Source organism: Dactylosporangium sp. NPDC049140 (assembly GCF_040648435.1).
The window spans coordinates 121,351-145,513 of the sequence record NZ_JBEZDS010000012.1; the positions used below are offsets into that span (position 1 = coordinate 121,351).

Genomic DNA, 24,163 nt, shown 5'->3' on the forward strand with positions numbered 1-24,163 from the left:
GTGGTCGGCTTCCGCCGTGGCCGTGCTCGCCGTCGTGCTGCTCATCTTCAGCGTGGTGTACCGCGTCAGCCAGCGCCCGTACGGCTTCGAGCGCTTCGAGCGGATCGGCGGCGTGGCGTTGCCGGCCGACAGCGAGCGGGCCCGCGCCTACCTCGACGGCGGCCGGGCCTTCCTCGGCCGGGCCACCGGCGCCGGGGGCTACGAGCTGCGGGCCGTCGACTCCGACAAGCCCGGCGTCGCGCTGTGGACCAACACGGGCCTGAGCGACGTCGAGACCTTCCGCTCGGCCCGCGGCATGGTGCAGGTCACCGGGATGCCGGATGCGGCCGGGCACCGGCGGATCACGCTGCTCAACGCCAACAACGGCGTGCCGTTCGCGGCCTTCGACGTGGAGTCGGCCGACCGCTGGGCGCTCGTGGGCAAGTACTTCGTCCGGTACGTCGGCGCCACGCACCGCCTGAGCATCACCGACGTCGGCACCGGCAAGCCGATGGCCGACCTCGACCAGCCGGGCGGCGCGGCGAGCTGGTGGCTGACCGACAACTGGAGCGGCCAGCAGGTGCCGACGTCCACGGCGGGGGAGCCGCTGGACGAGGCGCTGACCGTCGACCCGCACATCGTCCGGGCCACCGCCGACCGGGGCCTGGAGGTCGTCGGGCTCTCCGGCGGGCACGTGCTCGGCGCCGGGACGGGCCTCGCCGAGCCGGGCGATCTCGTGTACCCGTACGAGAACCAGATCTTCGTCGCGCCCAGCCGCGCCGGGTTCGAGCTGCGCGCGTACGACCGCACCCGCCTCGGCAAGGCCGAGTGGGCGTGGACGTCGCCGGACGCGCAGGCCCGGCCGCTGTTCGTCACCTCGTGCGGCGAGGAGCGGATCTGTGTCGGCGAGGAGCACTTCCTGACCCAGCTCGACACGGCGACCGGCCAGGTGGAGTTCCGCGTTGCGGCCGAACGCCCGTCGCAGGCCGTGGCGGTCGGCGACCGCGTCATGCTGCGCACCGCGACCGCGGACGGCGTCACCGAGACGCTGCTGGACTCCGCCGGCCGGGCGGTGCACAGCTGGCCCGGCAAGCGCGCGGCCCGGCTGGACGAGGGCAGCTACCTGCTGCTGCCGTCGGTACCCCCGGCCGGCGCCTACGCCTGGATGGGCGTCGACGCCGAGCACGGCACCGCGCGCACCCTCGGCGACGTCGACGCCCGGCCCGACTCGTGCACGTGGAGCCACACCTACCTGGCGTGCGCGACCGCGGGCGAGTTCTCGTTCTACCGGATCCGGGCGCCCTGGTACTCCATCTGAGGCTCCGGCGCCCGCCGGGCCTGGCGGGCGATCCGGAACATCGCGACGGCCCCGATTCCGACCCAGACCACGTTGACCGCGGTCGACGGCCACGCGTGGCTGACGGCCGAGTTCCACGCCAGCGCCACCGCCCCGACGATGTTCATGGCCTGGAAGGCGAACCCGTCCCCGGTCAGGCGCTTGGCTGACACCAGGCCGTAGGCGGCCAGCACCAGCGCGGCCCCGATCCAGCCCATGAAGCCGATCAACATGACGTCGATCCTCGCATCAAGCGGGGCTAACGTGTGAACGAGAATTCCTACAGCGCACCTTAAGCAGGCCTCAACATGGATCTCGACCCGCGCCGCTTGGCCGTCCTCGCCGCGATCGCGCGCCGGGGCACCCTCGCCGGGGCCGCGGCCGCCCTGCACGTGACCCCGTCGGCGGTGTCGCAGCAGCTCGCGCAGCTGGAGCACAGCGTGGGCCGGCCGCTGGTCGACCGCTCCGGGCGCCGGGCGGTGCTCACCGCGGCGGGCCGCGTGCTGGCCGGCCGGGCCGAGGCGATCGCCCGCGAGCTGGCCGAGGCCGAGCGCGAGCTGGCCGCGATGTCCGGCCGGGCGGCGGGCCTGGTGCGGGTGGCCGCGTTCGCGACGGTGATCCGCCACCTGCTCGTACCGGCGATGGACCGGCTGCGCGCGGACTTCCCCGACGTGGTCTGCTCGATCACCGAGCTGGAGGGCGCGCCGGCGCTGCGCGAGCTGCGGCTGGGCGGCATCGACCTGACCGTCACCGAGCGCGACGCGGTGCAGCGCAGCGCCCAGCACCGTCAGGTCACGGTGGTACCGCTCTGTGACGACCCGTACCGCGTGGTCGTGCCCGCCGCGTGGCCGCCCGTCCACGCCTTCGAGGACCTGGCCGACCGCCCGTGGGTCGCCGGCCCGCCCGCGTCGACGACGGGCCAGATCCTCGACCGGGTGTGCCGCGAGCGGGGCTTCACGCCGCGCCGGGTGCACGCCTGCGTGGATTATCCGACGGTACTGACCCTGGTCGCGGCCGGCCACGGCGCCACGATCGCCCCGGACCTGGCCCTGCGCGGCGTGCACCGCGACGAGATCACGGTGACGTCGCTGCCGGTCGCCGGCGCCCGCAGCCTGGACGCGCACGTGACCGCGGCCCGGGCCCAGCTGCCGGCGGTCGAGGCGCTGCTGACCTGCCTGCGAGCCGTGAGTCCCGGGCCGCGGTGAAACGAACCGCTACGCGGCGACGATCGTGCCGTCGGGCTGCCGGGAGCAGGTGACCGCCCGCGCGGGCGTCGCCGAGGCCGCGCTCAGGCACTTGGCCAGCACGGCCTGGCCCGCGGCCGTCGGATGCCACGACTCCTGGCACGTCTGGAAGTACGACACACAGGTATTGGCGATCTTCTGGATCGCGATCTTGTCCTTGCCCGACAGGCTCGTCACGAACGTGCCGCTCGGGCCGTCCTGCAGGCGGATCGGGGTGGCCAGGGCATTGGCCGGGCTGCCCGGGTGCTCGCACAGCCGGGCGCCGTCGAAGGCGTGCTGGACGTCGAGGAACACGAGGTCGTCGCCCGGGCGCTCGGCGGCGAGGGTGTCGTGCACGCTCTGCACCATCGTGCCGAGGCCCTGCGAGAAGAGGTGCCCGGCCGAGAGGCTGGCGCGGTGGATGGGGCAGCCCGCCGCGTACCGCAGCGCGCCGAGGTCGCGGAACTTGTCCCGGTCGTCCTGGCGGCCGTCGGCCTCCCAGTAGGAGGGGTCGAGGTCGAACGGCAGCGGGTTGGTGTAGTCCTGGAACACGACCCGGTGCTGGTGGTCGGCGTCGACCTGGTCAAGGGTGACGAGCAGTTGCCGGACGGCGGCGACCGTCTCGGCGGTGGCGGCGGAGAACTGCGCGGGGGTGGCCAGGTCGGCCGCGGCGCACGGGGCCTGCTCGACCGGGCCGTTGAGGTACGCCCAGAACTCCCACCATCCCGTCCACGCGTCGGCGATGAAGCGGTTGGCGCACTTCTCCGCCACGTCGCCGAAGGTGAACTGGCTGTTGTTGGAGCCGAGCCCGACGAGCACGAGGTCGATGTCGTGCGTCTGGGCGACGGCGCGGAGCTGGTCGAGCTGCGCGGCGACGGTCCGGCCCTTGTCGCGGGCCGAGGAGGGCGCGGCGAAGTCGGACGGGCGGCCGCCGGAGCAGGCGAGGTTGTACCGGTCCTGGATGCCCGGCAGCGAAGCCTGCAGCAGCGAGGCGTTGGCGGAGCGGTGGCAGAAGAAGGCGTTGCTGTTCGGCGCGGACCAGCCGGGGAAGCCCTGGGCGACCCCGTTGGCGTCGACGACGGGCTGGTAGCTGCCCGCCCCCTCGCCGGAGATGAAGCTGTCACCCAGGGCGACGGCGGCGGTCGGTAATGCGGCGGCGGCGGGGGCGGCGGTCGCGGCGAGCGCCCCCGAGGCGACAACGGTCGCCACGAGCGCGGCACGGAGGAACTTGGACACTGGCGGTCTCCTCGATCCCAGAACGTGAAGAGTTCTCGGATCAGATCACGCTTCTCGACGTCCGTCAATGTCTAGTACACCGATAGGTGTACATGGTTCGTATGGTCGCTGCTCGGGTCGCCCTGGCCGCTGGAGTACGGGTGCCAGCCCGTGGCCGGGGTCCAGATCTGGCGGTACCAGATCACGTACATCACCCCGGGGGCCGTGGCGTTGCGGACCGCGAGCTTCACCTGCTCCAGCGCGTGCTCGGCGCGCGGGGTGAGGCAGCCCGAAGTCGTCGGGTCGTGCAGGCTGCACGTCTCCGGCGGCCAGGACCCGTCGGCGCGGCGCGGCGCCGGCTGGGCGGCCACGAGCGGGGCCAGCAGGACCATCAGTGCGCACAGCGCCGCCACGAGCCAGCGTGATCCGGTCATACCGCAGGCCTGATCGGCGTGCGCGGGCGCGACCTGAGGGAGATAGATTGGGGTGCATGTGGCGGATCACCATCAGCGACACCTGCATCGGCTCCGGAAGCTGTGTCGGGGTCGCGCCCGGGCACTTCGCGCTCGACGACGTCCAGGGCCGCTCGCACCCCGTGCACGCGGAGGCCGAGCCCAGCGAGGCCGTGCTCGACGCGGCCGCGATGTGCCCCATGGAGGCGATCACCGTGACGGACCTGGAGACCGGGCAGATGCTCGAAGCCTGATTTCGTACCGCGCGCGAGCCGGGAAACTCAGCTGCGGTAGGCCTCGAGGAGGGCCTCGGCGGCCTGGACCGGGGTCAGGGTGCCGTCGAGGACCTCGCGCTCGATGCGGGGCGTCAGCTCGCGGACCGCGGGGCTCGTGCGCAGGCCGTCCAGCAGGGCGTCGCGGGTCATCGACCACACCCAGCGCAGCTGCTGGCGCTCGCGGCGGGTGCGCAGCTCGCCGCTCTCGGCGAGGGCGTCGTGGTGGCGGCTCAGCCGGTCCCACAGCTCGCCCAGGCCGGCCCCGGTGAGGCCGCTGCACGTCAGCACCGTGGTGCCGGAGTGCAGCAGGCGCAGCGCCCCGGACAGCTCGCGGGCCGCGGCCCGGGCCTCCTGCTCGTGCGGGCCGTCGGCCTTGTTCACCGCGATCACGTCGGCCAGCTCCAGCACGCCCTTCTTGATCCCCTGCAGCTGGTCGCCGGTGCGGGCCAGGGCCAGCAGCAGGAACGTGTCGACCATGTCGGCGACGGCGGTCTCGGACTGGCCCACGCCGACGGTCTCGACCAGCACCACGTCGTAGCCGGCGGCCTCCACGACGACCATCGCCTCGCGGGTCGCGCGGGCCACGCCGCCGAGGGTGCCGGAGGTCGGGGAGGGGCGCACGAACGCGGCGGGGTCGTTGGCCAGGCGGGTCATCCGGGTCTTGTCGCCCAGGATGCTGCCGCCGGTGCGGGTCGACGACGGGTCGATCGCGAGGACGGCGACGCGGTGGCCGGCCTCGATGAGGTACACCCCCAGGGCGTCGATGAACGTGGACTTGCCGACGCCGGGCACGCCGGTGACGCCGATGCGCCGGGCCCCGCCCGCGTGCGGGGCCAGGGCGTGCAGCAGCTCCTGGGCGCGCGAGCGGTGGTCGGCGCGCGTGGACTCGACGAGCGTGATCGCCCGGGCGATCCAGGCCCGGGAACCGGCGCGCACGCCGTCGACCAGCTCGCTCAGTGCTGCAACCGGGATCGCAGCACCTCCAGCAGGTCGAGGGCGGCGTCGGCGATGACGGTACCGGGGCCGAAGATCGCGGCCGCGCCCGCCGCGCGCAGCTCGTCGTGGTCCTGGGGCGGGATGACCCCGCCGACCACGATGAGGATGTCGTCGCGGCCCAGCTCGGCGAGCTCGTGACGCAGGGCCGGCACCAGCGTCAGGTGCCCCGCGGCGAGGGAGTTGACGCCCACGATGTGCACGTCGGCCTCGACCGCCTGCCGGGCCACCTCGGCCGGGGTGGAGAACAGCGGGCCCACGTCCACGTCGAAGCCGAGGTCGGCGAAGGCGGTCGCGATCACCTTCTGGCCGCGGTCGTGGCCGTCCTGGCCCATCTTGGCCACGAGGATGCGCGGCCGGCGGCCCTCGTCGTCGGCGAAGGCGTCGGTGGCCGCGCGCACGCGCTCCACGTTCCCGGCGCCGCGGGCTTCGTCGCGGTACACCCCGGAGATGGTACGGATCTGCGCCGTGTGCCGCCCGAACACCTTCTCCAGGGCGTCGGAGATCTCCCCGACGCTCGCGTGGGCGCGCGCCGCGGCCACCGACAGCTCCAGCAGGTTCCCGCCGTTGGCGGCGCCCTCGGTCAGGGCGGTCAGCGCGGCGTCGCACGACGCCTGGTCGCGCTCGGCCCGCAGCCGCTGCAGCCGGGCGATCTGGGCCGCGCGCACCGCCGAGTTGTCGACCTTGAGGACCTCGATCGGCTCGTCGGTGTCGGGCCGGTACTTGTTCACCCCGATCACCGGCTGGCGCCCCGAGTCGATGCGGGCCTGGGTGCGGGCCGCCGCCTCCTCGATGCGCAGCTTCGGGATGCCCTCGTCGATCGCGCGGGCCATGCCGCCGGCCCGCTCGACCTCCTCGATGTGCGACCAGGCGCGGGCGGCGAGGTCGTGGGTGAGCCGCTCGACGTACGCGCTGCCGCCCCACGGGTCGATCACCTTCGCGGTCCCGGACTCCTGCTGCAGCAGCAGCTGGGTGTTGCGCGCGATGCGGGCCGAGAAGTCGGTCGGCAGCGCCAGGGCCTCGTCCAGCGCGTTGGTGTGCAGCGACTGGGTGTGGCCCTGGGTGGCGGCCATCGCCTCGACGCAGGTGCGCACCACGTTGTTGAACACGTCCTGGGCGGTCAGCGACCAGCCGGACGTCTGGCAGTGCGTGCGCAGGCTCAGCGACTTGGGATTGGTGGCGCCGAAGTCGCGCACCAGCCGCGACCACAGCAGCCGCCCGGCGCGCAGCTTCGCGACCTCCATGAAGAAGTTCATGCCGATCGCCCAGAAGAACGACAGCCGCGGCGCGAACACGTCAACGTCGAGGCCGGCGGCGCGCCCGGCGCGCAGGTACTCCACGCCGTCGGCGAGGGTGTACGCGAGCTCGAGGTCGGCGGTCGCCCCGGCCTCCTGGATGTGGTAGCCCGAGATCGAGATGGAGTTGAACTTCGGCATGTGTCTCGAGGTGTACCCGAAGATGTCGCTGATGATCCGCATCGACGGTCCGGGCGGGTAGATGTAGGTGTTGCGGACCATGAACTCCTTGAGGATGTCGTTCTGGATGGTGCCCGCGAGCTGCTCGGGCGCCACCCCCTGCTCCTCGGCGGCGACGATGTACAGCGCCAGGACCGGCAGCACCGCGCCGTTCATGGTCATCGACACGCTCATCCGGTCCAGCGGGATGCCCTCGAAGAGCCGGCGCATGTCCAGGATCGAGTCGATGGCGACCCCGGCCATGCCCACGTCGCCGGCCACACGCGGGTGGTCGGAGTCGTAGCCGCGGTGGGTCGCCAGGTCGAACGCGACCGAGAGGCCCTTCTGCCCGCCGGCCAGGTTGCGCCGGTAGAACGCGTTGGACTCCTCGGCGGTGGAGAAGCCGGCGTACTGCCGCACGGTCCACGGCTGCGTGGTGTACATGGTCGGGTAGGGGCCGCGGACGTACGGCGCGATGCCCGGCAGGCCGCCCAGGAAGTCGACGCCGGCGAGGTCGCCGGGGCCGTAGACGCCCTTGACGTCGATGCCCTCGGGCGTGGCCCAGACCTCGCCGGGCTCATCGGCGACCGGCTCGACCCGGGGGGTGCCGAGGGCGACCTCGGAGAAGTCGGGGATCACGGCGCCACTCCCAGGTCCTCGTGGATCTGCCGCAGCACGGCGAGCGCGTCGCAGCCGGTGTACAGGTACGCGTCCACGCCCTCGTGGTCGCCCCGGCCCGCGAGCCAGACCTTGGTGACGCCCTCGGCGCGCAGGCGGGCGGCGGTCGCGGCGGCCTCCTCGGCGTAGGAGCGGTCCGAGCCGCAGATGCACGCGACAGGCGACGCGGCGTCCTCGGCCAGGCGGACGCCCCCGGCCGCGAACAGGTTCGCCGCGAAGGAGACGCGGGCGGAGTGCGCGGCCACGGGGCCCAGCGCGACCAGGCGCACCGCGGGGGGCGCGGGGGCGGCGTCGGCGGCGTCGCGAAGGGCCTCGAAGCCCTGCGAGTACCACATCCGGGGTAATCCGCCCTCGGGCGGCAACGGCGCCGGGGGCCGCACCGGCCGCCGCTCGGCGAGGTCCGGGAACTCCGACACGCCCGTGATCGGCTGCCGGCGGTGCGCCAGGTCGTCCTCGCGCCGCTGCCGCACCGCGCCGATCCGGTCGCCGGCCAGCCCCGAGCGCAGCGCCGCGGCCATCCCGCCGGCCCGTTCGACCTCGGTGAAGACGTCCCAGGCGGCGTGCGCGAGGGCATCGGTGCGCGACTCGACGTACCAGGAGCCGCCGGCCGGGTCGAGCACCCGGGCGACCCCGGACTCCTCGATGAGCAGCGACTGGGTGTTGCGCGCGATGCGCCGGGAGAAGGCGTCGGGCCGGCCGAGCCGCGCGTCGAACGGCTGCACGGTGACCGCGTCCGCGCCCCCGGCCCCGGCGCCGAAGCACGCCAGGGTGGTGCGCAGCAGGTTGGTCCACGGATCGCGGGCGGTCATCATCGCGTCGCTGGTGACCGCGTGCTGCCGCTGGGCGCCGAGGTGCGGCGCCTCGCAGACCTGGGCCACCCGCGCCCAGATCCGCCGCGCGGCGCGCAGCTTGGCGATGGTGGCGAACTGGTCGGCGGTGGCGGCGAAGCGGAACTCGAGCTGCTTGAGCGCCATGCCCGCGGAGAGCCCGGCGCCGACGAGCTCGCGCAGGTAGGCCACGCCGGTGGCGGTGGCGTACCCGAGCTCCTGGGCGTCGCTCGCGCCGGCGTCGTGGTACACCGTCGCATCGACCGTCGCGACCGGCACCGGCGACAGTTTCGACAAGTCGGACAAAACGCTCAGGCTCGCGATCTCGCCGGTCCGTGCGGCCAGGCCCAGCGGATCGGCGCCCAGGTTGCCCGATTTGTCGGAGCCGGGCAGCGCCAGGAACGCCCGCGCCGCCTCCGGTGTCGAGGCCCCGTTGTCCAGCACGACCGGGGCCAGGTCGAGCAGCACCCCGTCGAGCGCCTCGGCCAGGTCGCCCGGCGCGATGCCGGCCAGCCACAGCGAGGTGGCCCCGTTCTCCAGGTCGGCCAGCACCGCCGCCCGGGTCGCCTTCGGGTCGGGGCCGGCGTGGCGCGTCCGCACGTCCCATGGCCGCGGCGCCGCGCTCGCGCCCCGCACGAACGGCACGTGCCCCGGCGCCCCGGCGGGCGGGGCCGGGTCGGCCGCGGTGTAGAGCGGGGCGATCCGCAGCCCGTCGTACGTCTCGGTGGCCAGCAGGTCCGCCACCGCCTCCGGCGGCGTGTCCTCGCCGGCCCGCCCGGACTTGCGCAGCACGGCGAGCGCGAGCCGCTGCCATTCCAGGAGGTCCTCGGGGGGCGCGCTCATGCTGGACACGTTAGAGCCGTGAACCGCGAATCGTCCGGGTCTGTGACAACCTCCACCGGGTCACCCCCGCCGGAGAACCTGTAGCCCGACCACGACGCCGAGCGTGGAGTCGGTCACCGCGGTCACCGTGCGGCGGCCCCCGGCCCGGGCGGTGAGCACGAGCTGGGTCACGACGAGCCGCCCGGCCTGGCAGTCCACGTCGACGTACGTCTCGTCGTCGCCGATGCGGAACAGTGCCCAGACCTGGCCGTCGCCGAGGCAGATCACCTGCAGCCGGTACTCCCCGGCGGGGTAGGACCGCTCGTCGTCCAGCCGGGTGAGGTTGTTGCGCAGCCCGGTCATGAGCCGCACGGGGGTGATCTCGACGGCGTCGCCGTCGGGCTTGTTGTACTCCTCGACCCGCCTGACCATGGTCCGCTGCTCGGCCGGCGTCAGGCCGGCGGGCGCCGCGGTGGTGGCCGGGGCGGCGGGCGTGCTGATGATCATGCGGGGAGCGGGGCGGGCGATCGCGAGGGCGTAGCCGAACGCGGTACCGACGGCGACCGCGAGGGCGATCGTCAGCGTCCCGCGGCGGGATCGGCCGGGGGCCGGGCGCTCCGGCACCGGCTGGGCGCCGATCACCTCGATGTCCACGCTCGATCGTAACCCGCGGCCGGGGCGGGCGCCCCGGCCGCGGATCGTGCGTCCGGGCCTACTCGCGCGCGGGCCGCCGGCCGTTGGCCGCGGCCACCGGCTCCGGTTCGGGCCCGGCTTCCGGTTCTGGTTCGGGTCCGGTGGGCGCCGGCACCTTCGGCTCGTTCGCCGAAGCGGCCGGAACGGGCGTTGCGGGCGTTGCGGGCGTTGCGGGCGGCTCCGTCGGCTTGTCGGTCCGCACGGTCCGTTCCCCGCGCGGCACGATCAGCGACGGCGGGTCGAAGTTCATCCCCGAATACAGCAGCCGCTTGAACCGTGGCGCGAACGGCTTCTCGATCAGCCGGTGGCAGAGGAAGGCGAGGATGAGCATCGCCAGGATCATGCCGGCCAGCAGCGGCCACGGCGCGATGGTGCCCTTGAGGCGGCGGATCGTGATCACGCCGAGGTCCTGGTGGAGCAGGTACAGCGGGTAGGTGAGCGCGCCCGCGACCGTCAGCCACCGCCACTTGGCCCAGCTCAGCTTGCCGAGCGCGGCCAGGGCCAGGACGAGGAAGAAGCCGCCGACCAGCACCATGGAGAACGTCCACTTCATGCGGACGTGCAGGAACTGGTTGAAGTGGCGGGTGTCGAGGAGCACCTGGTGCTGGCAGACCAGCAGGGTCACGGCGACCAGGCCCCACAGCAGCGGGGTCGAGCCGAAGCGGTGGATCAGGTACAGCAGGATGCCGGTGATGAAGTACGGCGCGTACATCGGCTGCACGATCATCTGGATGAGCGGGTTGTCCACGTTGCTGCAGACCACGGCCGCGATGAGCCACAGCACCGCGAAGGCCAGGGCCCGGCGGAACGTCAGCCCGAACGCGACGACGATCGCGAACAGCAGGTAGAAGCGCAGCTCGGCCCAGAGCGTCCAGTACACGGCGTCCACGCTGTTCACGTAGAGCGCGTCCTGCGCCATGGTGAGGTTCACGAGCAGGTCCGAGAGGTTCTTCGGGGCCCGGATCACCCCGCTGGCGTCCGCCACGTTCCGGTTGAAGTGCACGACCACGAACGAGATCGCGATCGCGACCCAGTACATCGGGTACAGCCGCACGACCCGGGAGACGAAGAAGTCTTTCAGGTTGCGGTCCCAGCAGCTCATGCAGATGACGAAGCCGGAGATGAAGAAGAACATCTGCACGCCGAGGTAGCCGTAGTTGGCCAGGTCGTACAGGCGGCCGAACACGGCGCGGTTGGGATGCACCCACAGGTTGGAGTGGGGGGTGCCGACGTAGTGGTACAGCATCACGAGGAGGGCGGCGACCAGCCGCATGCCGTCGAGCGCGGCAAGACGGCCCTCTCGGCGCACCGGCGTTCCGGAGGAGGGGGTGAGCGCTTTGAGCACCCGGCACTGTAACCCGAGGGTGAGGTTCGTGTCGAAACGGGTGAACCGGCTTTGAGCTGCGGCGGGGTGTTATGGACCCGTTCGGACATCCCGCCTTTATAAGCATTTAACGCAGCCGATGCATCACGTGGCGCTACGGTGCCATTCCGTATACACCCGTTTCGGTACCACCATCCGCCACGCGTCCACGATCAGCTCGCGCAGCTCGTCGTCGCCGAGCCGGTCGAGGTGGCCGCAGACCCAGTTGAAGCGCAGGTCGGAGGCGCGCGGCAGGAAGAACCGGTCGGGCTCGGAGGCCACCAGCGCGGCCCGCTCGTCCCGGGGGAACGCGAAGCCGAGGGCGGTCTCGTCCGGCGACAGCGCGAGGTACACGATCCGGCCGACCCGGAACTTGACCCGGTCGCGGATGAGGTGCTCGGTGGTGCGGGGCAGGCCGAGGGCCACCCGCCGCACGGCGTCGACGCCGGCCATCTCAGCGCTTGACGATGCCGGAGATGAGCCCGTACTCGATCGCCTCGGGCGCGCTGAGCACCTTGCCGGCCTGCAGGTCGTCCTCGACGCGGGAGCGGGCCTGGCCGGTCGCGCCCGAGATGCGCAGAATGAGGTCTTCCAGGTCGCGCAGGTAGCGCCCGGCCTCGGCCACCACCTGGTCGGCCGTGCCGCCGGGGGAGGACACCTTCGGCTCGGCCAGGCGGAACCGCGCGTGGGTGAACGCCGTGCGCTCGGCCGCCGCGCAGAACACCCCGAGCGCGGCCCCGCTCACCTCGCCGACGGCGGTGGCGTGCACCGGCGCCCCGATGGAGTCGATGGCGTCCACGAGCGTCCAGACCGCCGTGAGGCTGCCCTGGTCGGCGCTCATGTGCAGGCTGATCGGCCCGGGGCCGCTCGCGTCGAGCGCGAGCAGCGTGGCCGCGGCGCGGGCGGCCATCTCGGGCTCGATCGGCCCGCGCAGGAAGACCATGCGCCGGCCGAACAGCTGCTCGTCGAGCCACGGCGCGTGCTGGGCCGGCGGCGGCCCCGGCTCCTCGTCCCGCCGTTCGTAGTAAGGGCGCATGAGCCGAACATAGGCGACCGCGGAGGCCCGTGACCGCCCACCGGACCCCCTTTCCGCTGCGGGCGGAATCCGGCCGGGTGGCGTCGGGTCGGATGCTGTTCCCGGCCACCCGCGAGACACACCGCCTGGCCGTGGGCTGGCAGGGCGGCGAGCCGATCGTGTTCAGCGTGCTGCACGTCAACCCGGACCGCGCGACCCTTCCCATGATGGCGAAGAAGGCCTGACGATCCGGGTGGCGTGGCGTTCGGGTCAGCAGGGGCCGGCCCAGCGGTTCATGCGCGGGCCCCCGTCAGCTCGGGGCGGGCGGCCAGGATGAGCCCCAGCGCCGCGTAGCCGATCAGCAGGTGGGCGCCGCCCACGTAGTCGGCGACCGGCGAGCCGAGGATCGCGAACGTCGGGACGGTGACCACGGCCCAGCTCTCCGCGACCGTCGGCCAGACCCGCGCCGCGCCCTTCCAGCGGCCGGTGAACAGGATCTTCAGGCCGATCACGAACATGCCCAGCATCGACAGCGGCCAGAACACGTCCATCGGGATGAGCCAGGCGGCGTCGCGCAGGGCCGGGACCGCGTGCAGGATGCTCCACACGGTGGCGACGGCGAGCAGGACGTGCTCGACGTACAGCATCCCCCGCGCCACCTTCGAGGTGCCGGTGGCCGCCGTGCGCAGCTGGACCGCCAGCAGCGCGAAGAGCCCGAGCTGGAAGGCGCCGCCGCCGAGGTCGGAGATGGTCAGGCCGAGCGAGTCGGTCGGGTTGTTGCCGACCGTGAACATCGTGCCGGTCCAGGTGAGGGCGCCGGCGGTGAGCATCAGGCCCAGGGCGCGGGTCGAGCGCGCCGAGATGCGGGCGGTGACGACGGGCGGGAGGTCGGTGCGGGCGGGGACGGGTTCGGTGCGGATCGTCATGTCGGTGTCCTCTATGTGAAGCGCCGTACGGTGCGGCGCGGTATGCCGAGAAGACTGCCGGGGACGCCGACCCGGGCGGCAGGGGCGCGCAACCCCGGTTCCGTCCCGGCGGTTGTCCCGCCCGGATCGGGACTCGCGTCCCCGGGTGCTCGGGACTGCGCGGATGGCACCATGTCCGGGTGTCCAAGCCCCGCGTGTCCACCCTGGTCGGCGGCGTGTTCGTGGCCCTCACGCTCGCCGCGACCGCCGTCTCGGTCGTGCTCGAGGCGGGCATCGGGGCGCACCAGCGGGCGGCCGACGGACTCGAGGCCGGCTGGATCTCGGGCCTGGCCGGGCTCGCGCTCGCCGTGCCGGGCGGGCTGCTGGTGTACCGCGTGCCCCGCAACGCCGTCGCCTGGATCCTGTGCGCGAGCGGGCTGCACTGGGCGCTGGACGGGGCCGCGGTCGCCTACGTCGCGCACGCGGTCGCCGTGCCGCCGGTCGAGCCCGGCACCGCGCTCGCCTACTGGATCTACCAGCGTGTCGGCGCCGGCCTGCTGTTCAGCCTGCCGCTGCTGCTCGTCTTCTACCCCGACGGCCGGCTGCCCCGCGGCCGGTGGCGATGGGCGGCGCTGGTCAGCCTGGGCGCCACCGCGATCCTGCCCACGACCCTGCTCTTCGTGCCCGCCCGCGTCGCCGACGCGATGGACGACGGCCCCGCGCCCGCCGCGGTCCGCGACCTGTCGGTCGACCTGCTCACCCTGCCGCTGCCCGACTCCGTCTGGCACGTGCTGCTGCGTGTGGGCTACGCGGCGCTCCCGCTGAGCCTGCTGGTCCCCTTCGCCGTCGTCTTCCGCCGGTACCGTGCGGCGCGTGGCCTGGCCCGCACGCGCATGCGGTGGCTGCTGTGGGCGGGCGTGGTCGACGTGCTCGTCATGCTCTCCGCGCTCGTGCTGCCCCAGACCGTGCTCGGCGCCGGCCTGTTCGTGGCGATCGCGATCACCGGCGCCGCGATCGCGGCCGGCGTGCTGCGCCCGCAGCTGCTCGACATCGACCGGCTGCTCGGCGGCACGGTGCTCTACGGCGCGCTGGCCGCCGTCGTGGTCGTCGTCGACGCGGCGATCCTCGCGCTCGTCACGACCGAGCTCGGCGACCGCGGCGCGGCCCTGGTCGGCCTGCTCGTGGTGCTGCTGGTCTACGGCCCGCTGCGCAACCGCCTCTGGGTGCTGGTCCAGCGGGTGGTGCTGGGGCAACGGCACGACCCGTACCGCATCATCTCCGGCCTGGCCGAGCAGCTGGAGCGCTCCGAGAGCCCCGAGCACCAGCTGCTGGCCGTCGCGCGCAGCGTCGCCGAGGCGTTCCGCTCGCCGTACGTCGCCGTCGAGGTCCACCGCACCGGCGGGCAGGCGCTGCTGGCCGAGCACGGCACGGCGCCCGCCGACACGCAGACGCTGCCGATCACGTACCGCGACGAGACCGTCGGCCGCCTCATCCTCGCCACCGGCGGCTACCGGGCCGCCCTCTCCCCGCGCGACGAGCGCCTGCTCGCCGACGTGGTCCGGCAGGCGGCGGCCGCGGCCCGCTCCGGCTACCTCGCGGCCGAGCTCCAGTTCAGCCGCGAGCGCCTGGTCGGGGCGCGGGAGGAGGAGCGCCGCCGGGTCCGCCGCGACCTGCACGACGGCCTCGGCCCGGCCCTCGGGGGCGTGGCCCTGCGCATCGACACCGCCCGCAACCTGCTGGTGCGGGCGCCGCAGCAGGCCGACGAGATCCTGCGCCAGGCTCGCGAGGACGTCTCGACCGCCCTGGCCGACGTACGCCGGCTCGTGCACGACCTGCGCCCGCCCGCGCTCGACGACGTCGGCCTGGCCGGCGCGGTCGGCCAGCTCGCCGAGCGGCTGCGCGCGCCCGGACTGACCACGCGGGTCGAGGCCGAGCTCCCGGCCGACCTGCCGGCGGCGGTCGAGGTCGCGGCGTACCGCATCGCCTCGGAGGCCCTGACCAACGTCACGAAGCACGCGCGCGCCGCGACCTGCACGGTCACGCTCACCGCGGGCGACGGCGAGCTCACGGTCGAGGTACGCGACGACGGCGCCGGCATCGCCCCCGGCACCCCGAGCGGCGTCGGCCTGGTCTCCCTGCGCGAGCGGGCGGCCGAGCTCGGCGGCCGCTGCGAGATCGAGTGCCCCGCCGGCGGCGGCACGCTCGTACGCGCCCATCTGCCCCTGCCCGCCCCGGCACTAGGCTGACGCCCATGACCGACGACCGCGCGATCCGGGTGCTCGTGGCCGACGACCACCCGATCTTCCGCGACGGGCTGGCCGTCCTGCTCGGCTCCGTGGACGGCATCGAGGTCGTCGGCACGGCGGCGACGGGCCTGGAGGCGGTGCTCGCGGCCGTGCGGCACCGGCCGGACGTCGTCGTCATGGACGTACAGATGCCGGATCTCAACGGCATCGAGGCGACCCGGCGGCTGGCGGTCGAGGCGCCCGAGACCGGCGTCGTGGTGCTCACCATGTCGGAGGACGACGGCACCGTCTTCGCGGCCGTGCGCGCCGGCGCCCGCGGCTACCTCGTGAAGGGGGCCGAGCAGGAGGAGATCGTGCGCGCCATAACGATCGTCGCCTCGGGCGGCGCCGTCTTCGGCGCGACCCTGGCCCGGCGCATCGCCGAGTTCTTCGCCGCCGGCCCGCCGTCGGCGAGCACCGCGTTTCCTCGGCTTTCCGCACGCGAGCGCGAGATTCTGGAGCTGCTGGCGGCGGGGCGCTCGAACGCGCAGATCGCCCAGACGCTGTTCCTGTCCCAGAAGACCGTGCGCAACAACGTGTCGAACGTGTTCGCGAAACTTCAGGTCGCGGACCGCTCCGAGGCCATCGTCCGCGCCCGCGAGGCCGGCCTGGGTTCTGCTTCCTAGTTCGTAAGCGGCTGGAAAGAATCGCGGGTCCGGGAGGGGCCTACGATCCGGGGATGCGCCGATCACGCACCATCGGCCGGCTGGTCATCGTCTCCGTCACCCCGTTGCTGCTCGCGGTCGTCGGCCTGTTCCACCCGACCGGGCTGAACCCGTCCACCGCCCACATGTGGGCGACGATGCACATCTGGCTGCTGCCGGCGTTCCCGCTGCTGACACTCGGGCTGATCGTGCCCCTGTGGGGGCGGCCGGGGCGCGGCGTCGCCGGTGTCGCCACCGTGGTCGCCTGGCTCGCCGCGGCGGCGTTCGCGGCGCTGTACACCGGGCTGGACGCGGTCGCGGGTATCGCGGCCGGCACCGTGCAGCTCCACGCGGCCGGCGGCCAGGACGTGGGGCCGTCGATCGCGGCGCTGTTCGGCACCGCCGACTCGATGGGGCACGCCGGTGTGCGGGCGCTGGCGGTGGCGGTGGTCGCGGCGGCGGTGGCCCTGGCGGTGCGGCACGGATGGCGGGTGCTGCCGGGAACGGCGGTGCTGCTCGTGTGCACGTACGAGTTCTACGACAGCCACATCTTCTACCCGCGCGGGGTGCTCGCCATGGCCGGCTACGCGGTCGGCTTCGTGCTGCTCACCTGGCCTGCGGTCCGGCCCCGGTCAGGCTCCGTCCAGCGATCGCCGGAGGTGCTGCCGGGCCCGGTGCACCTGTGACGGCCTGCGGCGCGACGGCATGACCGCCGGATTGCCGGGTAGCGTGCCGCGGTGAACGCACGCACGAGCGAGCAACACGTCGGGATCACCCCGAACCTCTTCGGCATCGCGTACGGCCTGACCGGCCTGGCCGGCTGCTGGGGCTACGCCGCGATGCTGCGGCTCGCACCCGCGGTGGTCTCCGACTTCCTGTGCCTCCTGGCGGCCGTCGTCTGGTTCACGCTGCTCGCCGGCTACGTCACGCAGGTGCCGCGGCGACCCGGTGGCTGGCACGCCGAGCTGGCCGACCCGGTGCTGGGACCGTTCGTGGCGCTGATCCCGATCGTCGCCATGCTGCTGTCCATCGGCCTGATGCGGCACGACCGCCCGGCGGGGCAGTGGCTGTTCGGGGTGTTCGCCGCGGTCACGATCCTGCTGGCCGGCTGGATGACCGGCCAATGGGTCGCCGGCGGCCTCGACCTGAACAAGCTGCACCCCGGATACGTGCTGCCGGCCGTCGCCGGAGGGCTCATCGCCGCGATCGGCGCCGCCCTCGCCGGCTGGCCGGGCCCGGCCCGGGTGTTCTTCGGCATCGGGCTCGTGTCGTGGCTCGTCATCGAGTCGATGATCCTGGCCCGGCTGTACTTCCGCCCCCCGCTGCCCCCGCAACTACAGCCCACGCTGGCCATCGCGGCGGCCCCGCCCGCCCTCGCGGGCCTGGCGTACCTGGCCGTCAACCACGGCAGGGTCGACGCCGTGGCCTTCGGGCTCGCCGGCTACACGCTCCTGGCCGCCCTCATCCAGCTCCGGCTCTTCGGCGTGTACCGCCATCTGCATTTCAGCGCCGGATTCTGGGCCTACGCCTTCCCGTATGCGGCGGTCGCCACCTTCGCGCTGCACTGGATCTCCTACGCCCACCCGCCGGGCTACCGGATCTGGGCCTGGATCGTCATCCTCGCGCTGACCGTGTTCATCGGCGCCCTCGCGGTCCGCACGACAACGGCCCTCGCCCGGCACCGCTTCCTGCCGCAGCTGCACTGAAGCACGCGAAGGTGCGCCCCGCCCCAGCCCGCGACGACCAACCCGACCGTGATGCCCGTGACCGGGCCGCCGATGTCCATGACAGCAGTGGCTACGGGCGGTGGCGGCTGGTCGAGTACAGGTGGCTGTCCGGGAACTCGGCGGCCGTGAGCACCGGGCCGACGACGATCACCGCGGTGCGCCTGATGCCCGCCGCCCGCACCTGGGCCGCGATGTCGGCCAGGGTGCCGCGCAGGACGAGCTCGTCGGGGCGGCTGGCGTACGCGACCACGGCCGCCGGGCACTCCGGGCCGTACCACTGGGCCAGCTCCGGGGCGAGCTCGTCGATGCGCTGGACCGCGAGGTGCAGCACGAGCGTGGCCCGGCTCGCGGCCAGGGTGGCCAGCTCCTCGTGCGGCGGCATCGGGGTCGCGCGCGCCGCGGTGCGGGTCAGGATCACCGACTGGGCCACGCCGGGGACGGTCAGCTCGCGGCCGAGCGACGCCGCGGCGGCCGCGAACGCGGGCACGCCCGGCACGATCTCGTAGGGGACGCCGGCCGCGTCCAGGCGGCGCAGCTGCTCGGCCAGGGCGCTGAACACCGACGGGTCGCCGGAGTGCAGGCGCGCCACGTCGAGGCCCCGCGAATGCGCGCCGGTGAGCTCCGTGACGATCTGGTCGAGGTCGAGGTTCGCGGTGTCGACGAGCCGGGCGCCCTCCGGGCAGTACGCCAGCAGCTCCACCGGCACGAGACTGCCCGCGTACAGGCACACCGGCGCGGCGGCCAGGCGGTCGCGGCCGCGCACGGTGATGAGGTCGGCCGCGCCGGGGCCGGCGCCGATGAAGTACACGGTCATGTGTGCACCACCCACTGGGTCACGGGCAGCATCGGCCGCCACGCCAGGAATCCGCCGACGGGTGCGGCCCGGTTGACGGCGATGCGGGTCAGGTCCCCGCCGTACCGCTGCTGCAGCTCCGCCACGAGCCGCTCCGACTCGACGGTGACCGCGTTGACGACCAGCCGCCCGCCGGGCTTGAGCGCGTTCCAGCAGGCGTCGAACACGCCGGGCGCGGTGAAGCCGCCGCCGATGAATATCGCGTCCGGTGCCGGTTGCCGCTCGAGGGCCTCCGGCGCGGCGCCGACCACCAGGTGCAGGCCGGGCACGCCGAACGCCGTCGCGTTGCGCCGGACGCGCTCGGCGCGGGCCGGGTCGCGCTCGAAGGCGACGGCCCGGCAGGCGCGGTGGGCGCGCATCCACTCGATGCCGATACTGCCCGAGCCGGCTCCGACGTCCCACAGCAGCTCGCCCGGGCGCGGTCCGAGGGCCGCGAGGGTGACGGCCCGGATCTCGCGCTTGGTGAGCTGGCCGTCGCTGTCGTACCGCGAATCCTCGATCCCCGGCACCACCGCGATCCCGGCCGGGCCGCGGCACTCGACGGCCACGATGTTCAGCGGGCCCGCCGCGGCCGGGTCGTGGTGGACCCGCTCGCCCGGCGCGCCGAGGTCCTCGAGGATCGTGACGGCGCTCTCCGCGAAGCCGCTCTCCTCCAGGATCTGCCAGGCCTCCGCGGGCGTCTGCCGGCCGGCCGAGAGCACGAGGACGCGGCGCCCGTCGTGCAGGTGGCGGCGCAGCGCGGCCACGTCGCGGACGACCTCGGTGTCCTCGACCGCCCAGCCGAGCCGGGCGCAGGCGAGCGACGCCGACGACGGGTGGGGGAGCGCGGTGACGTGGGCCGCCCCGAGCAGCCGCACCAGGGTGGTGCCGATGCCGTGGTACATCGGGTCGCCGCTGGCGAGCACGCACACGCGCCGCCCGTGCTGCTCGGCGAGCAGGCGCGGCAGGGCGGGCACGAGCGGCGACGGCCACGCGATCCGCTCGGCGGCCGAGGACGGCAGCAGCTCGAGCTGGCGCGGCCCGCCGAGGACGACCTCGGCCTCCGCGAGCGCCGCCAGGCCCTTCGCGCTCACCTCACCGTCGGCGCCGATGCCCACCACGACCACGTCGGGGGCGGGCGCGGCGACGGCGACGGTGGCGTCGGGCGAGGAGCGCTTGGCGGAGACGAGCACGGCCGCGCCGTCCGGCGTGGCCGCCGCGAGCAGGGCGGCCGCCTCGGCGACGCTGGGGCTGCCGATCGCCGCGGCGACCCGGGCCGACGGCGACGGGACGTCCACCGCCCGCAGCGCCTCGGGCGGGTAGGAGACCACCGCCCAGCCGAACTCGGCCGCCACCGCCTCCGCCAGATCGCGCCGGCTGTCCACGGTGGACAAGGACACGACGTCCACTGTGGACACCGACTCGCGCAGGAGCGCCACGACCGCGGCGGGGTCGGCCGACGGGCGGGCACCGAGGCCGGCGACTAGACGCACGACGCCACCAGGCGGTGGGCGAACGCCGGGTTTCCGGCCCAGTGCAGGTGCAGGTAGGAGGCGTGCACGCGGCCGGACACGAAGCCGTCGCGGCCCTCGCGCCACGCCCAGGCCGGGGCCGCGCCCGTCGCCGGGGTGACCCGCGTGCGGTGGAACTCGTGGCCGGTCACCCGGGTGCCGGCCGGGGCGAGCACGCTGTCCGACAGCGCCACGGCGTCGCGGTAGCCCAGGGTGAGCGAGGGGGTCATGGCCGCCTCGGCGTCGAGGACCCCGCACATCGGGCGGCCGTCGAGGGTGCGGCTCAGCCAGAGCAGCCCGGCGCACTCGGCCGCGATGGCGCCCCCGGCCGCGGCCAGGCCCGCTACCGCGCGGCGGAGGGGCTCGTTGGCGGAGAGCTGCTCGGCGTACACCTCGGGAAAGCCGCCGCCCACCACGAGCGCGCGGGTGCCGTCGGGCAGCGCCGGGTCGTGCAGCGGGTCCACCGGGGCGACCGTGGCGCCGGCCTCGGCGAGCAGCTCGACGGTCTCGGCGTAGCCGAAGGAGAACGCGGGGCCGCCGGCGACGGCGACGACCGGCGCGCCGGGGACGGGCTCGGCGACGGCCGGGCTCCACGCCGCCACGGTCAGCGGCGGGGCGGAGCGGGCCACGGCCAGCACCGCGTCGAGGTCCACGCTCGCCGCGACGAGCTCGGCGAGGGCGGCGACCGAGGCGGCCGCCTCCGCGGAGCGTTCCACCACCGGCACCAGGCCGAGGTGGCGCGACGGGGCGGCGACGGCGGCGTGGCGGCGCAGGACGCCCAGCACCGGGGTACCGACCTCGGCGCAGGCGTCGCGGAGGATCTGCTCGTGGCGGTCCGAGCCGACGCGGTTGAGGATCGCGCCGGCGATGTGGATGCCGTCGCCGAACGAGCGGAAGCCGTGGATGAGCGCGGCCACCGAGCGGGCCTGCGCGGTCGTGTCGACGACGAGGACGACCGGGGCGGCCAGCAGCCGGGCCACGTGCGCGGTGGAGCCGAACTCGCCGGCGCCGGTGCGCCCGTCGTAGAGGCCCATGACGCCCTCGACGACGGCCAGGTCGGTGCCGGCCGAGCCGTGCGCGAACAGCGGCGCGACGAGGTCCTCGCCGACCAGGACCGGGTCGAGGTTGCGGCCCGGGCGGCCGGCGGCGAGGGCGTGGTAGCCCGGGTCGATGTAGTCCGGGCCCACCTTGAACGGCGCCACCCGGCGCCCGCGCGCGGCGAACGCGGCCAGCAGGCCGGTCGCGACGGTGGTCTTGCCGTGGCCGGAGGCGGGTGCGGCGATGACGATCCGTGCTACCACTCGATGCCCTGCTGGCCTTTTCGCCCGGCGTCCATCGGGTGCTTGACCTTCGTCATCTCGGTGACCAGGTCGGCGAGCTCGACCAGGTCGGGGTGGGCGTCGCGGCCGGTGACCACGACGTGCTGGTTGCCGGGCCGCTCGCGCAGCGTCTCGACGACGTCGGCGATGTCGACCCAGCCCCACTTGATCGGGTACGTGAACTCGTCGAGCACGTAGAAGCGGTACGCCTCGGCGGCCAGGTCGCGCTTGATCTGGGCCCAGCCCTCGGCCGCCTCGGCGGCGTGGTCGCGCTCGGCGCCGGGCCGCTGGATCCACGACCAGCCCTCGCCCATCTTGTGCCACTCGACGGAGCCGCCCTTGCCGGTCTCGCCGAGCGCGCGCAGGGCGGCCTCCTCGCCGACCTTCCACTTCGGACTCTTCACGAACTGGAACACGGCGATGGGCCAGCCGGCGCTCCACGCGCGCAGCGCCATGCCGAACGCGGCGGTGGACTTGCCCTTGCCCGGCCCGGTGTGCACGGCGAGCACATGCTGACGGCGGCGCTGGCGGGTGGTGAGCCCGTCGTCGGGAACGTTCTCGACCTTGCCCTGCGGCATCTTCTCAGGCTCCCAGGCTCGACAGTGGAATGCAGGTCGCCGCAAGCGCCGTGGCGAGCCGCCGCGCGAGGCCCAGGCGGATCGGGCCGCTCTCGCAGTCGACCACCACGGCGGGAACGCCGGCCAGCAGCGGTACCGCCCCGAGCGGATCGGGCCCGCTGGTCGAGCGCCCGTCGGTGACGACCACGAGCAGCGGGCGGCGGCGGGCGTCGCGGCGGCGCTCGCCGTGCAGCACGCGGGCGGCCTGGCGCAGCCCGGCGGCCAGCGGCGTGCGGCCCCCGGTGCGCAGCTCGGCCAGGCGCACCACGCCGACCTCGTGGCTCGCGGTCGGCTCGAGCACCAGGGTGGCGTCGTGGCCGCGGAAGGAGACCAGGCCGACCTTGTCCCGGCGCTGGTACGCGTCGCGCAGCAGCGACAGGATCGCGGTCTTCACGACGCCCATCCGCTGCCGGGCGGCCATCGAGCCGGACGCGTCGACGACGAACAGCACCAGGTTCGCCTCGCGGCCGACCTTGACCGCCTCGCGCACGTCGCGGGCCTCGGCGCGGCTCGAACCGCGCATTGCGGCGGCCCGGATCGTGTCGGGCACGTGGATGCTCGTGAGCTTCCCGCCGATCGGGGCGCGGGAGCGCACCACGCGCCCGTGCCGCGACAGGGCGGGCGAGCGCCGGCCCGCGTGGGCGCCGGCCTGGCGGTTCGCGCGGCCCGCGATGCTGAGCAGCTTCGGCTTGTACGGCAGCCCGGCGAACGCGAGCTGCCCCGGCGCCGCGACCCCGGCCGAATCCGGCAGATCCGACGAATCCGAAGTGTCCGATAAATCGGAGTCGCGGGGCGGGTCGGGCTTATCGCTAACGGAGCCATCGGTCGGCTCGGCCGGAGGCCGCTGCTCGGGCGCGACGGGCGGCGGGGGCGGCCCACCGGCGTCGGGCGATTCCGACGTTTCCGAAATGTCGGTCGGGTCCGGCGGAACCGGGTCGTCGTCCGGCGGCGGCGGGGAGCCGCCCGGCGGGTCGTCGTCCGGCCCGGTCTCCTGCTCCAGCACCTCTTCCAGGCGATCCCGGTCGGCCCCCGGCGGGTCGAGCGGATCGCGCCGGCGCCGGTGCGGCAGCGCCAGCCGGGCCGCGTCGCGCACGTCGTCCGTCGTGACCACCGTCCGCCCGTGCCAGGCCGCGAGCGCCACCGCCGTCCGCGCGACCACGATGTCGGCCCGGAGGCCGTCGACGCGGTACGCCAGGCAGATCCGCGCGATCCGGTCGAGCTCCGCGTCCGGCAGCGCCACCCCGCCGATCCGGGCCCGGGCGCCGGCGATCCGCTCGGCGAGCGCGGCGTCCTCGGCCACGTAGCGCCCGGCGAACCCGGCCGGGTCGGCCTCGTACGCCAGCCGCCGCCGCACGACCTCGGCCCGCGGCGCGGCCTCCTGGGGCGCCGTGACCCCGACGACGAGCCCGAAGCGGTCCACGAGCTGCGGGCGCGGCTCGCCCTCCTCGGGGTTCATGGTGCCCACGAGCAGGAAGCGGGCCGCGTGCTTGACCGAGACGCCGTCGCGCTCGACGTGCGCGCGGCCCATGGCGGCGGCGTCGAGGAGCAGGTCGACCAGGTGGTCGGGGAGCAGGTTGACCTCGTCGACGTAGAGGACCCCACGGTGCGCGGCGGCCAGCAGGCCCGGCTCGTAGGCCTTGACCCCGTCGCCGAGGGCGCGCTGCAGGTCGAGGGTGCCGACCACGCGGTCCTCGGTCGCGCCGACGGGCAGCTCGACGAGGGCGGAGCGGCGGCGCTCGGCCCCGGCCCCGGGCGTGTGCGGGCCGTCGGGGCACTCGGGGTCGGGCGCGTCCGGGTCGCAGGCGAAGCGGCAGCCGGCGACCACCCCGACCTCGGGCAGCAGCGCGGCGAGGGCCCGCACGACGGTGGACTTGGCGGTGCCCTTCTCGCCCCGGACGAGCACCCCGCCGATGGCCGGTGAGACCGCCGTGAGCAGCAGCGCGAGGCGCAGGTCGGGCAGGCCGACGACGGCCGAGAACGGGTACGGCGAGGTCACGG

23 protein-coding genes and 1 pseudogene are annotated in these 24,163 nt (G+C 74.5%); 8 read left to right on the top strand and 16 right to left on the bottom strand.

Going from position 1 to position 24,163, the window contains the following annotated elements; all coding sequences use genetic code 11:
* The first annotated feature begins 16 nt into the window (after positions 1-16).
* Complete coding sequence (locus AB0B76_RS21500) at positions 17-1,297, top strand: hypothetical protein (protein WP_360377738.1); 1,281 nt, start codon at positions 17-19, stop codon at positions 1,295-1,297.
* Here the strand turns inward: AB0B76_RS21500 and AB0B76_RS21505 are convergent.
* The gene (locus tag AB0B76_RS21505) at positions 1,264-1,548 is read right to left on the bottom strand and encodes a hypothetical protein (RefSeq protein WP_360377741.1); all 285 of its coding nucleotides are present in this window, start codon (positions 1,546-1,548) and stop codon (positions 1,264-1,266) included. The genes AB0B76_RS21500 and AB0B76_RS21505 overlap by 34 nt on opposite strands.
* A 75-nt stretch (positions 1,549-1,623) precedes the next feature.
* On the opposite strand from AB0B76_RS21505, the gene AB0B76_RS21510 reads away from it, so the two are divergent.
* The gene (locus tag AB0B76_RS21510; RefSeq protein WP_360377744.1) at positions 1,624-2,520 is read left to right on the top strand and encodes a LysR substrate-binding domain-containing protein; all 897 of its coding nucleotides are present in this window, start codon (positions 1,624-1,626) and stop codon (positions 2,518-2,520) included.
* A 9-nt stretch (positions 2,521-2,529) separates the two neighbouring features.
* Here AB0B76_RS21510 and AB0B76_RS21515 read toward each other — a convergent pair whose 3' ends face one another.
* On the bottom strand, positions 2,530-3,774 hold the full coding sequence (locus AB0B76_RS21515) for a hypothetical protein (protein ID WP_360377746.1): 1,245 nt from the start codon (positions 3,772-3,774) through the stop codon (positions 2,530-2,532).
* Between the two features lie 71 nt (positions 3,775-3,845).
* Positions 3,846-4,118, bottom strand: a pseudogene (locus AB0B76_RS21520) (hypothetical protein); the annotation flags it as partial.
* Positions 4,119-4,243: 125 nt separating this feature from the next.
* On the opposite strand from AB0B76_RS21520, the gene AB0B76_RS21525 reads away from it, so the two are divergent.
* Positions 4,244-4,459, top strand: a complete 216-nt coding sequence (locus tag AB0B76_RS21525) for a ferredoxin (protein ID WP_360377749.1) — start codon at positions 4,244-4,246, stop codon at positions 4,457-4,459.
* A 27-nt stretch (positions 4,460-4,486) separates the two neighbouring features.
* Here the strand turns inward: AB0B76_RS21525 and meaB are convergent, their stop codons facing one another.
* The 7 genes from meaB to AB0B76_RS21560 form a co-directional block, all read right to left on the bottom strand.
* The gene (gene meaB, locus AB0B76_RS21530; protein ID WP_360377752.1) at positions 4,487-5,416 is read right to left on the bottom strand and encodes a methylmalonyl Co-A mutase-associated GTPase MeaB; all 930 of its coding nucleotides are present in this window, start codon (positions 5,414-5,416) and stop codon (positions 4,487-4,489) included.
* Between the two features lie 17 nt (positions 5,417-5,433).
* Positions 5,434-7,566, bottom strand: coding sequence for a methylmalonyl-CoA mutase (gene scpA, locus AB0B76_RS21535; RefSeq protein WP_360377755.1), 2,133 nt, complete (start codon positions 7,564-7,566; stop codon positions 5,434-5,436).
* The gene (locus tag AB0B76_RS21540) at positions 7,563-9,275 is read right to left on the bottom strand and encodes a methylmalonyl-CoA mutase subunit beta (RefSeq protein WP_360377757.1); all 1,713 of its coding nucleotides are present in this window, start codon (positions 9,273-9,275) and stop codon (positions 7,563-7,565) included. The genes scpA and AB0B76_RS21540 overlap by 4 nt, the downstream gene beginning before the upstream one ends.
* A gap of 60 nt (positions 9,276-9,335) precedes the next feature.
* Complete coding sequence (locus AB0B76_RS21545) at positions 9,336-9,908, bottom strand: hypothetical protein (protein WP_360377759.1); 573 nt, start codon at positions 9,906-9,908, stop codon at positions 9,336-9,338.
* A 58-nt stretch (positions 9,909-9,966) separates the two neighbouring features.
* Entirely contained in the window at positions 9,967-11,292 is a 1,326-nt protein-coding gene (locus AB0B76_RS21550; RefSeq protein WP_360377762.1) for an acyltransferase, read from the bottom strand.
* 123 nt (positions 11,293-11,415) lie between these two features.
* Complete coding sequence (locus tag AB0B76_RS21555) at positions 11,416-11,763, bottom strand: MmcQ/YjbR family DNA-binding protein (RefSeq protein ID WP_360377764.1); 348 nt, start codon at positions 11,761-11,763, stop codon at positions 11,416-11,418.
* 1 nt (position 11,764) lies between these two features.
* A complete protein-coding gene (locus AB0B76_RS21560; protein WP_360377766.1) occupies positions 11,765-12,346 on the bottom strand; it encodes an ATP-dependent Clp protease proteolytic subunit in 582 nt (193 codons plus the stop codon).
* Between the two features lie 29 nt (positions 12,347-12,375).
* Here AB0B76_RS21560 and AB0B76_RS21565 point away from each other — a divergent pair, with 29 nt between their 5' ends.
* Positions 12,376-12,570 (top strand): hypothetical protein, encoded by a 195-nt coding sequence (locus AB0B76_RS21565; RefSeq protein WP_360377769.1) that lies wholly within the window; start codon positions 12,376-12,378, stop codon positions 12,568-12,570.
* A 48-nt stretch (positions 12,571-12,618) separates the two neighbouring features.
* Here the strand turns inward: AB0B76_RS21565 and AB0B76_RS21570 are convergent, their stop codons facing one another.
* Positions 12,619-13,251 carry a hypothetical protein gene (locus tag AB0B76_RS21570; RefSeq protein WP_360377771.1) on the bottom strand — a complete coding sequence of 211 codons (633 nt, stop codon included), beginning with the start codon at positions 13,249-13,251 and terminating at the stop codon, positions 12,619-12,621.
* 179 nt (positions 13,252-13,430) lie between these two features.
* Here AB0B76_RS21570 and AB0B76_RS21575 point away from each other — a divergent pair, with 179 nt between their 5' ends.
* The 4 genes from AB0B76_RS21575 to AB0B76_RS21590 are packed head-to-tail and all read left to right on the top strand — an operon-like array spanning position 13,431 to position 17,865.
* Entirely contained in the window at positions 13,431-15,476 is a 2,046-nt protein-coding gene (locus tag AB0B76_RS21575; RefSeq protein ID WP_360377773.1) for a sensor histidine kinase, read from the top strand.
* Between the two features lie 5 nt (positions 15,477-15,481).
* A complete protein-coding gene (locus AB0B76_RS21580; RefSeq protein ID WP_360377776.1) occupies positions 15,482-16,141 on the top strand; it encodes a response regulator transcription factor in 660 nt (219 codons plus the stop codon).
* Positions 16,142-16,194: 53 nt separating this feature from the next.
* Complete coding sequence (locus tag AB0B76_RS21585; protein WP_360377778.1) at positions 16,195-16,845, top strand: hypothetical protein; 651 nt, start codon at positions 16,195-16,197, stop codon at positions 16,843-16,845.
* A 51-nt stretch (positions 16,846-16,896) separates the two neighbouring features.
* Positions 16,897-17,865 carry a hypothetical protein gene (locus AB0B76_RS21590; protein WP_360377781.1) on the top strand — a complete coding sequence of 323 codons (969 nt, stop codon included), beginning with the start codon at positions 16,897-16,899 and terminating at the stop codon, positions 17,863-17,865.
* A gap of 91 nt (positions 17,866-17,956) precedes the next feature.
* Here the strand turns inward: AB0B76_RS21590 and cobM are convergent, their stop codons facing one another.
* From cobM to AB0B76_RS21615, 5 genes are read right to left on the bottom strand one after another with little or no spacing between them, the layout of a single operon-like run.
* Positions 17,957-18,700: a precorrin-4 C(11)-methyltransferase gene (cobM, locus tag AB0B76_RS21595; RefSeq protein WP_360377784.1), complete on the bottom strand. Its 744-nt coding sequence runs from the start codon at positions 18,698-18,700 to the stop codon at positions 17,957-17,959.
* Positions 18,697-20,211 (bottom strand): precorrin-6y C5,15-methyltransferase (decarboxylating) subunit CbiE, encoded by a 1,515-nt coding sequence (cbiE, locus tag AB0B76_RS21600; protein ID WP_360377787.1) that lies wholly within the window; start codon positions 20,209-20,211, stop codon positions 18,697-18,699. Before cbiE ends, cobM begins: the two co-directional genes overlap by 4 nt.
* The gene (locus tag AB0B76_RS21605; protein ID WP_360377790.1) at positions 20,202-21,530 is read right to left on the bottom strand and encodes a cobyrinate a,c-diamide synthase; all 1,329 of its coding nucleotides are present in this window, start codon (positions 21,528-21,530) and stop codon (positions 20,202-20,204) included. The genes cbiE and AB0B76_RS21605 overlap by 10 nt, the downstream gene beginning before the upstream one ends.
* Entirely contained in the window at positions 21,524-22,126 is a 603-nt protein-coding gene (cobO, locus tag AB0B76_RS21610; protein WP_360377792.1) for a cob(I)yrinic acid a,c-diamide adenosyltransferase, read from the bottom strand. Before cobO ends, AB0B76_RS21605 begins: the two co-directional genes overlap by 7 nt.
* A gap of 4 nt (positions 22,127-22,130) precedes the next feature.
* Entirely contained in the window at positions 22,131-24,161 is a 2,031-nt protein-coding gene (locus AB0B76_RS21615; protein ID WP_360377794.1) for a VWA domain-containing protein, read from the bottom strand.
* Positions 24,162-24,163: the final 2 nt, after the last annotated feature.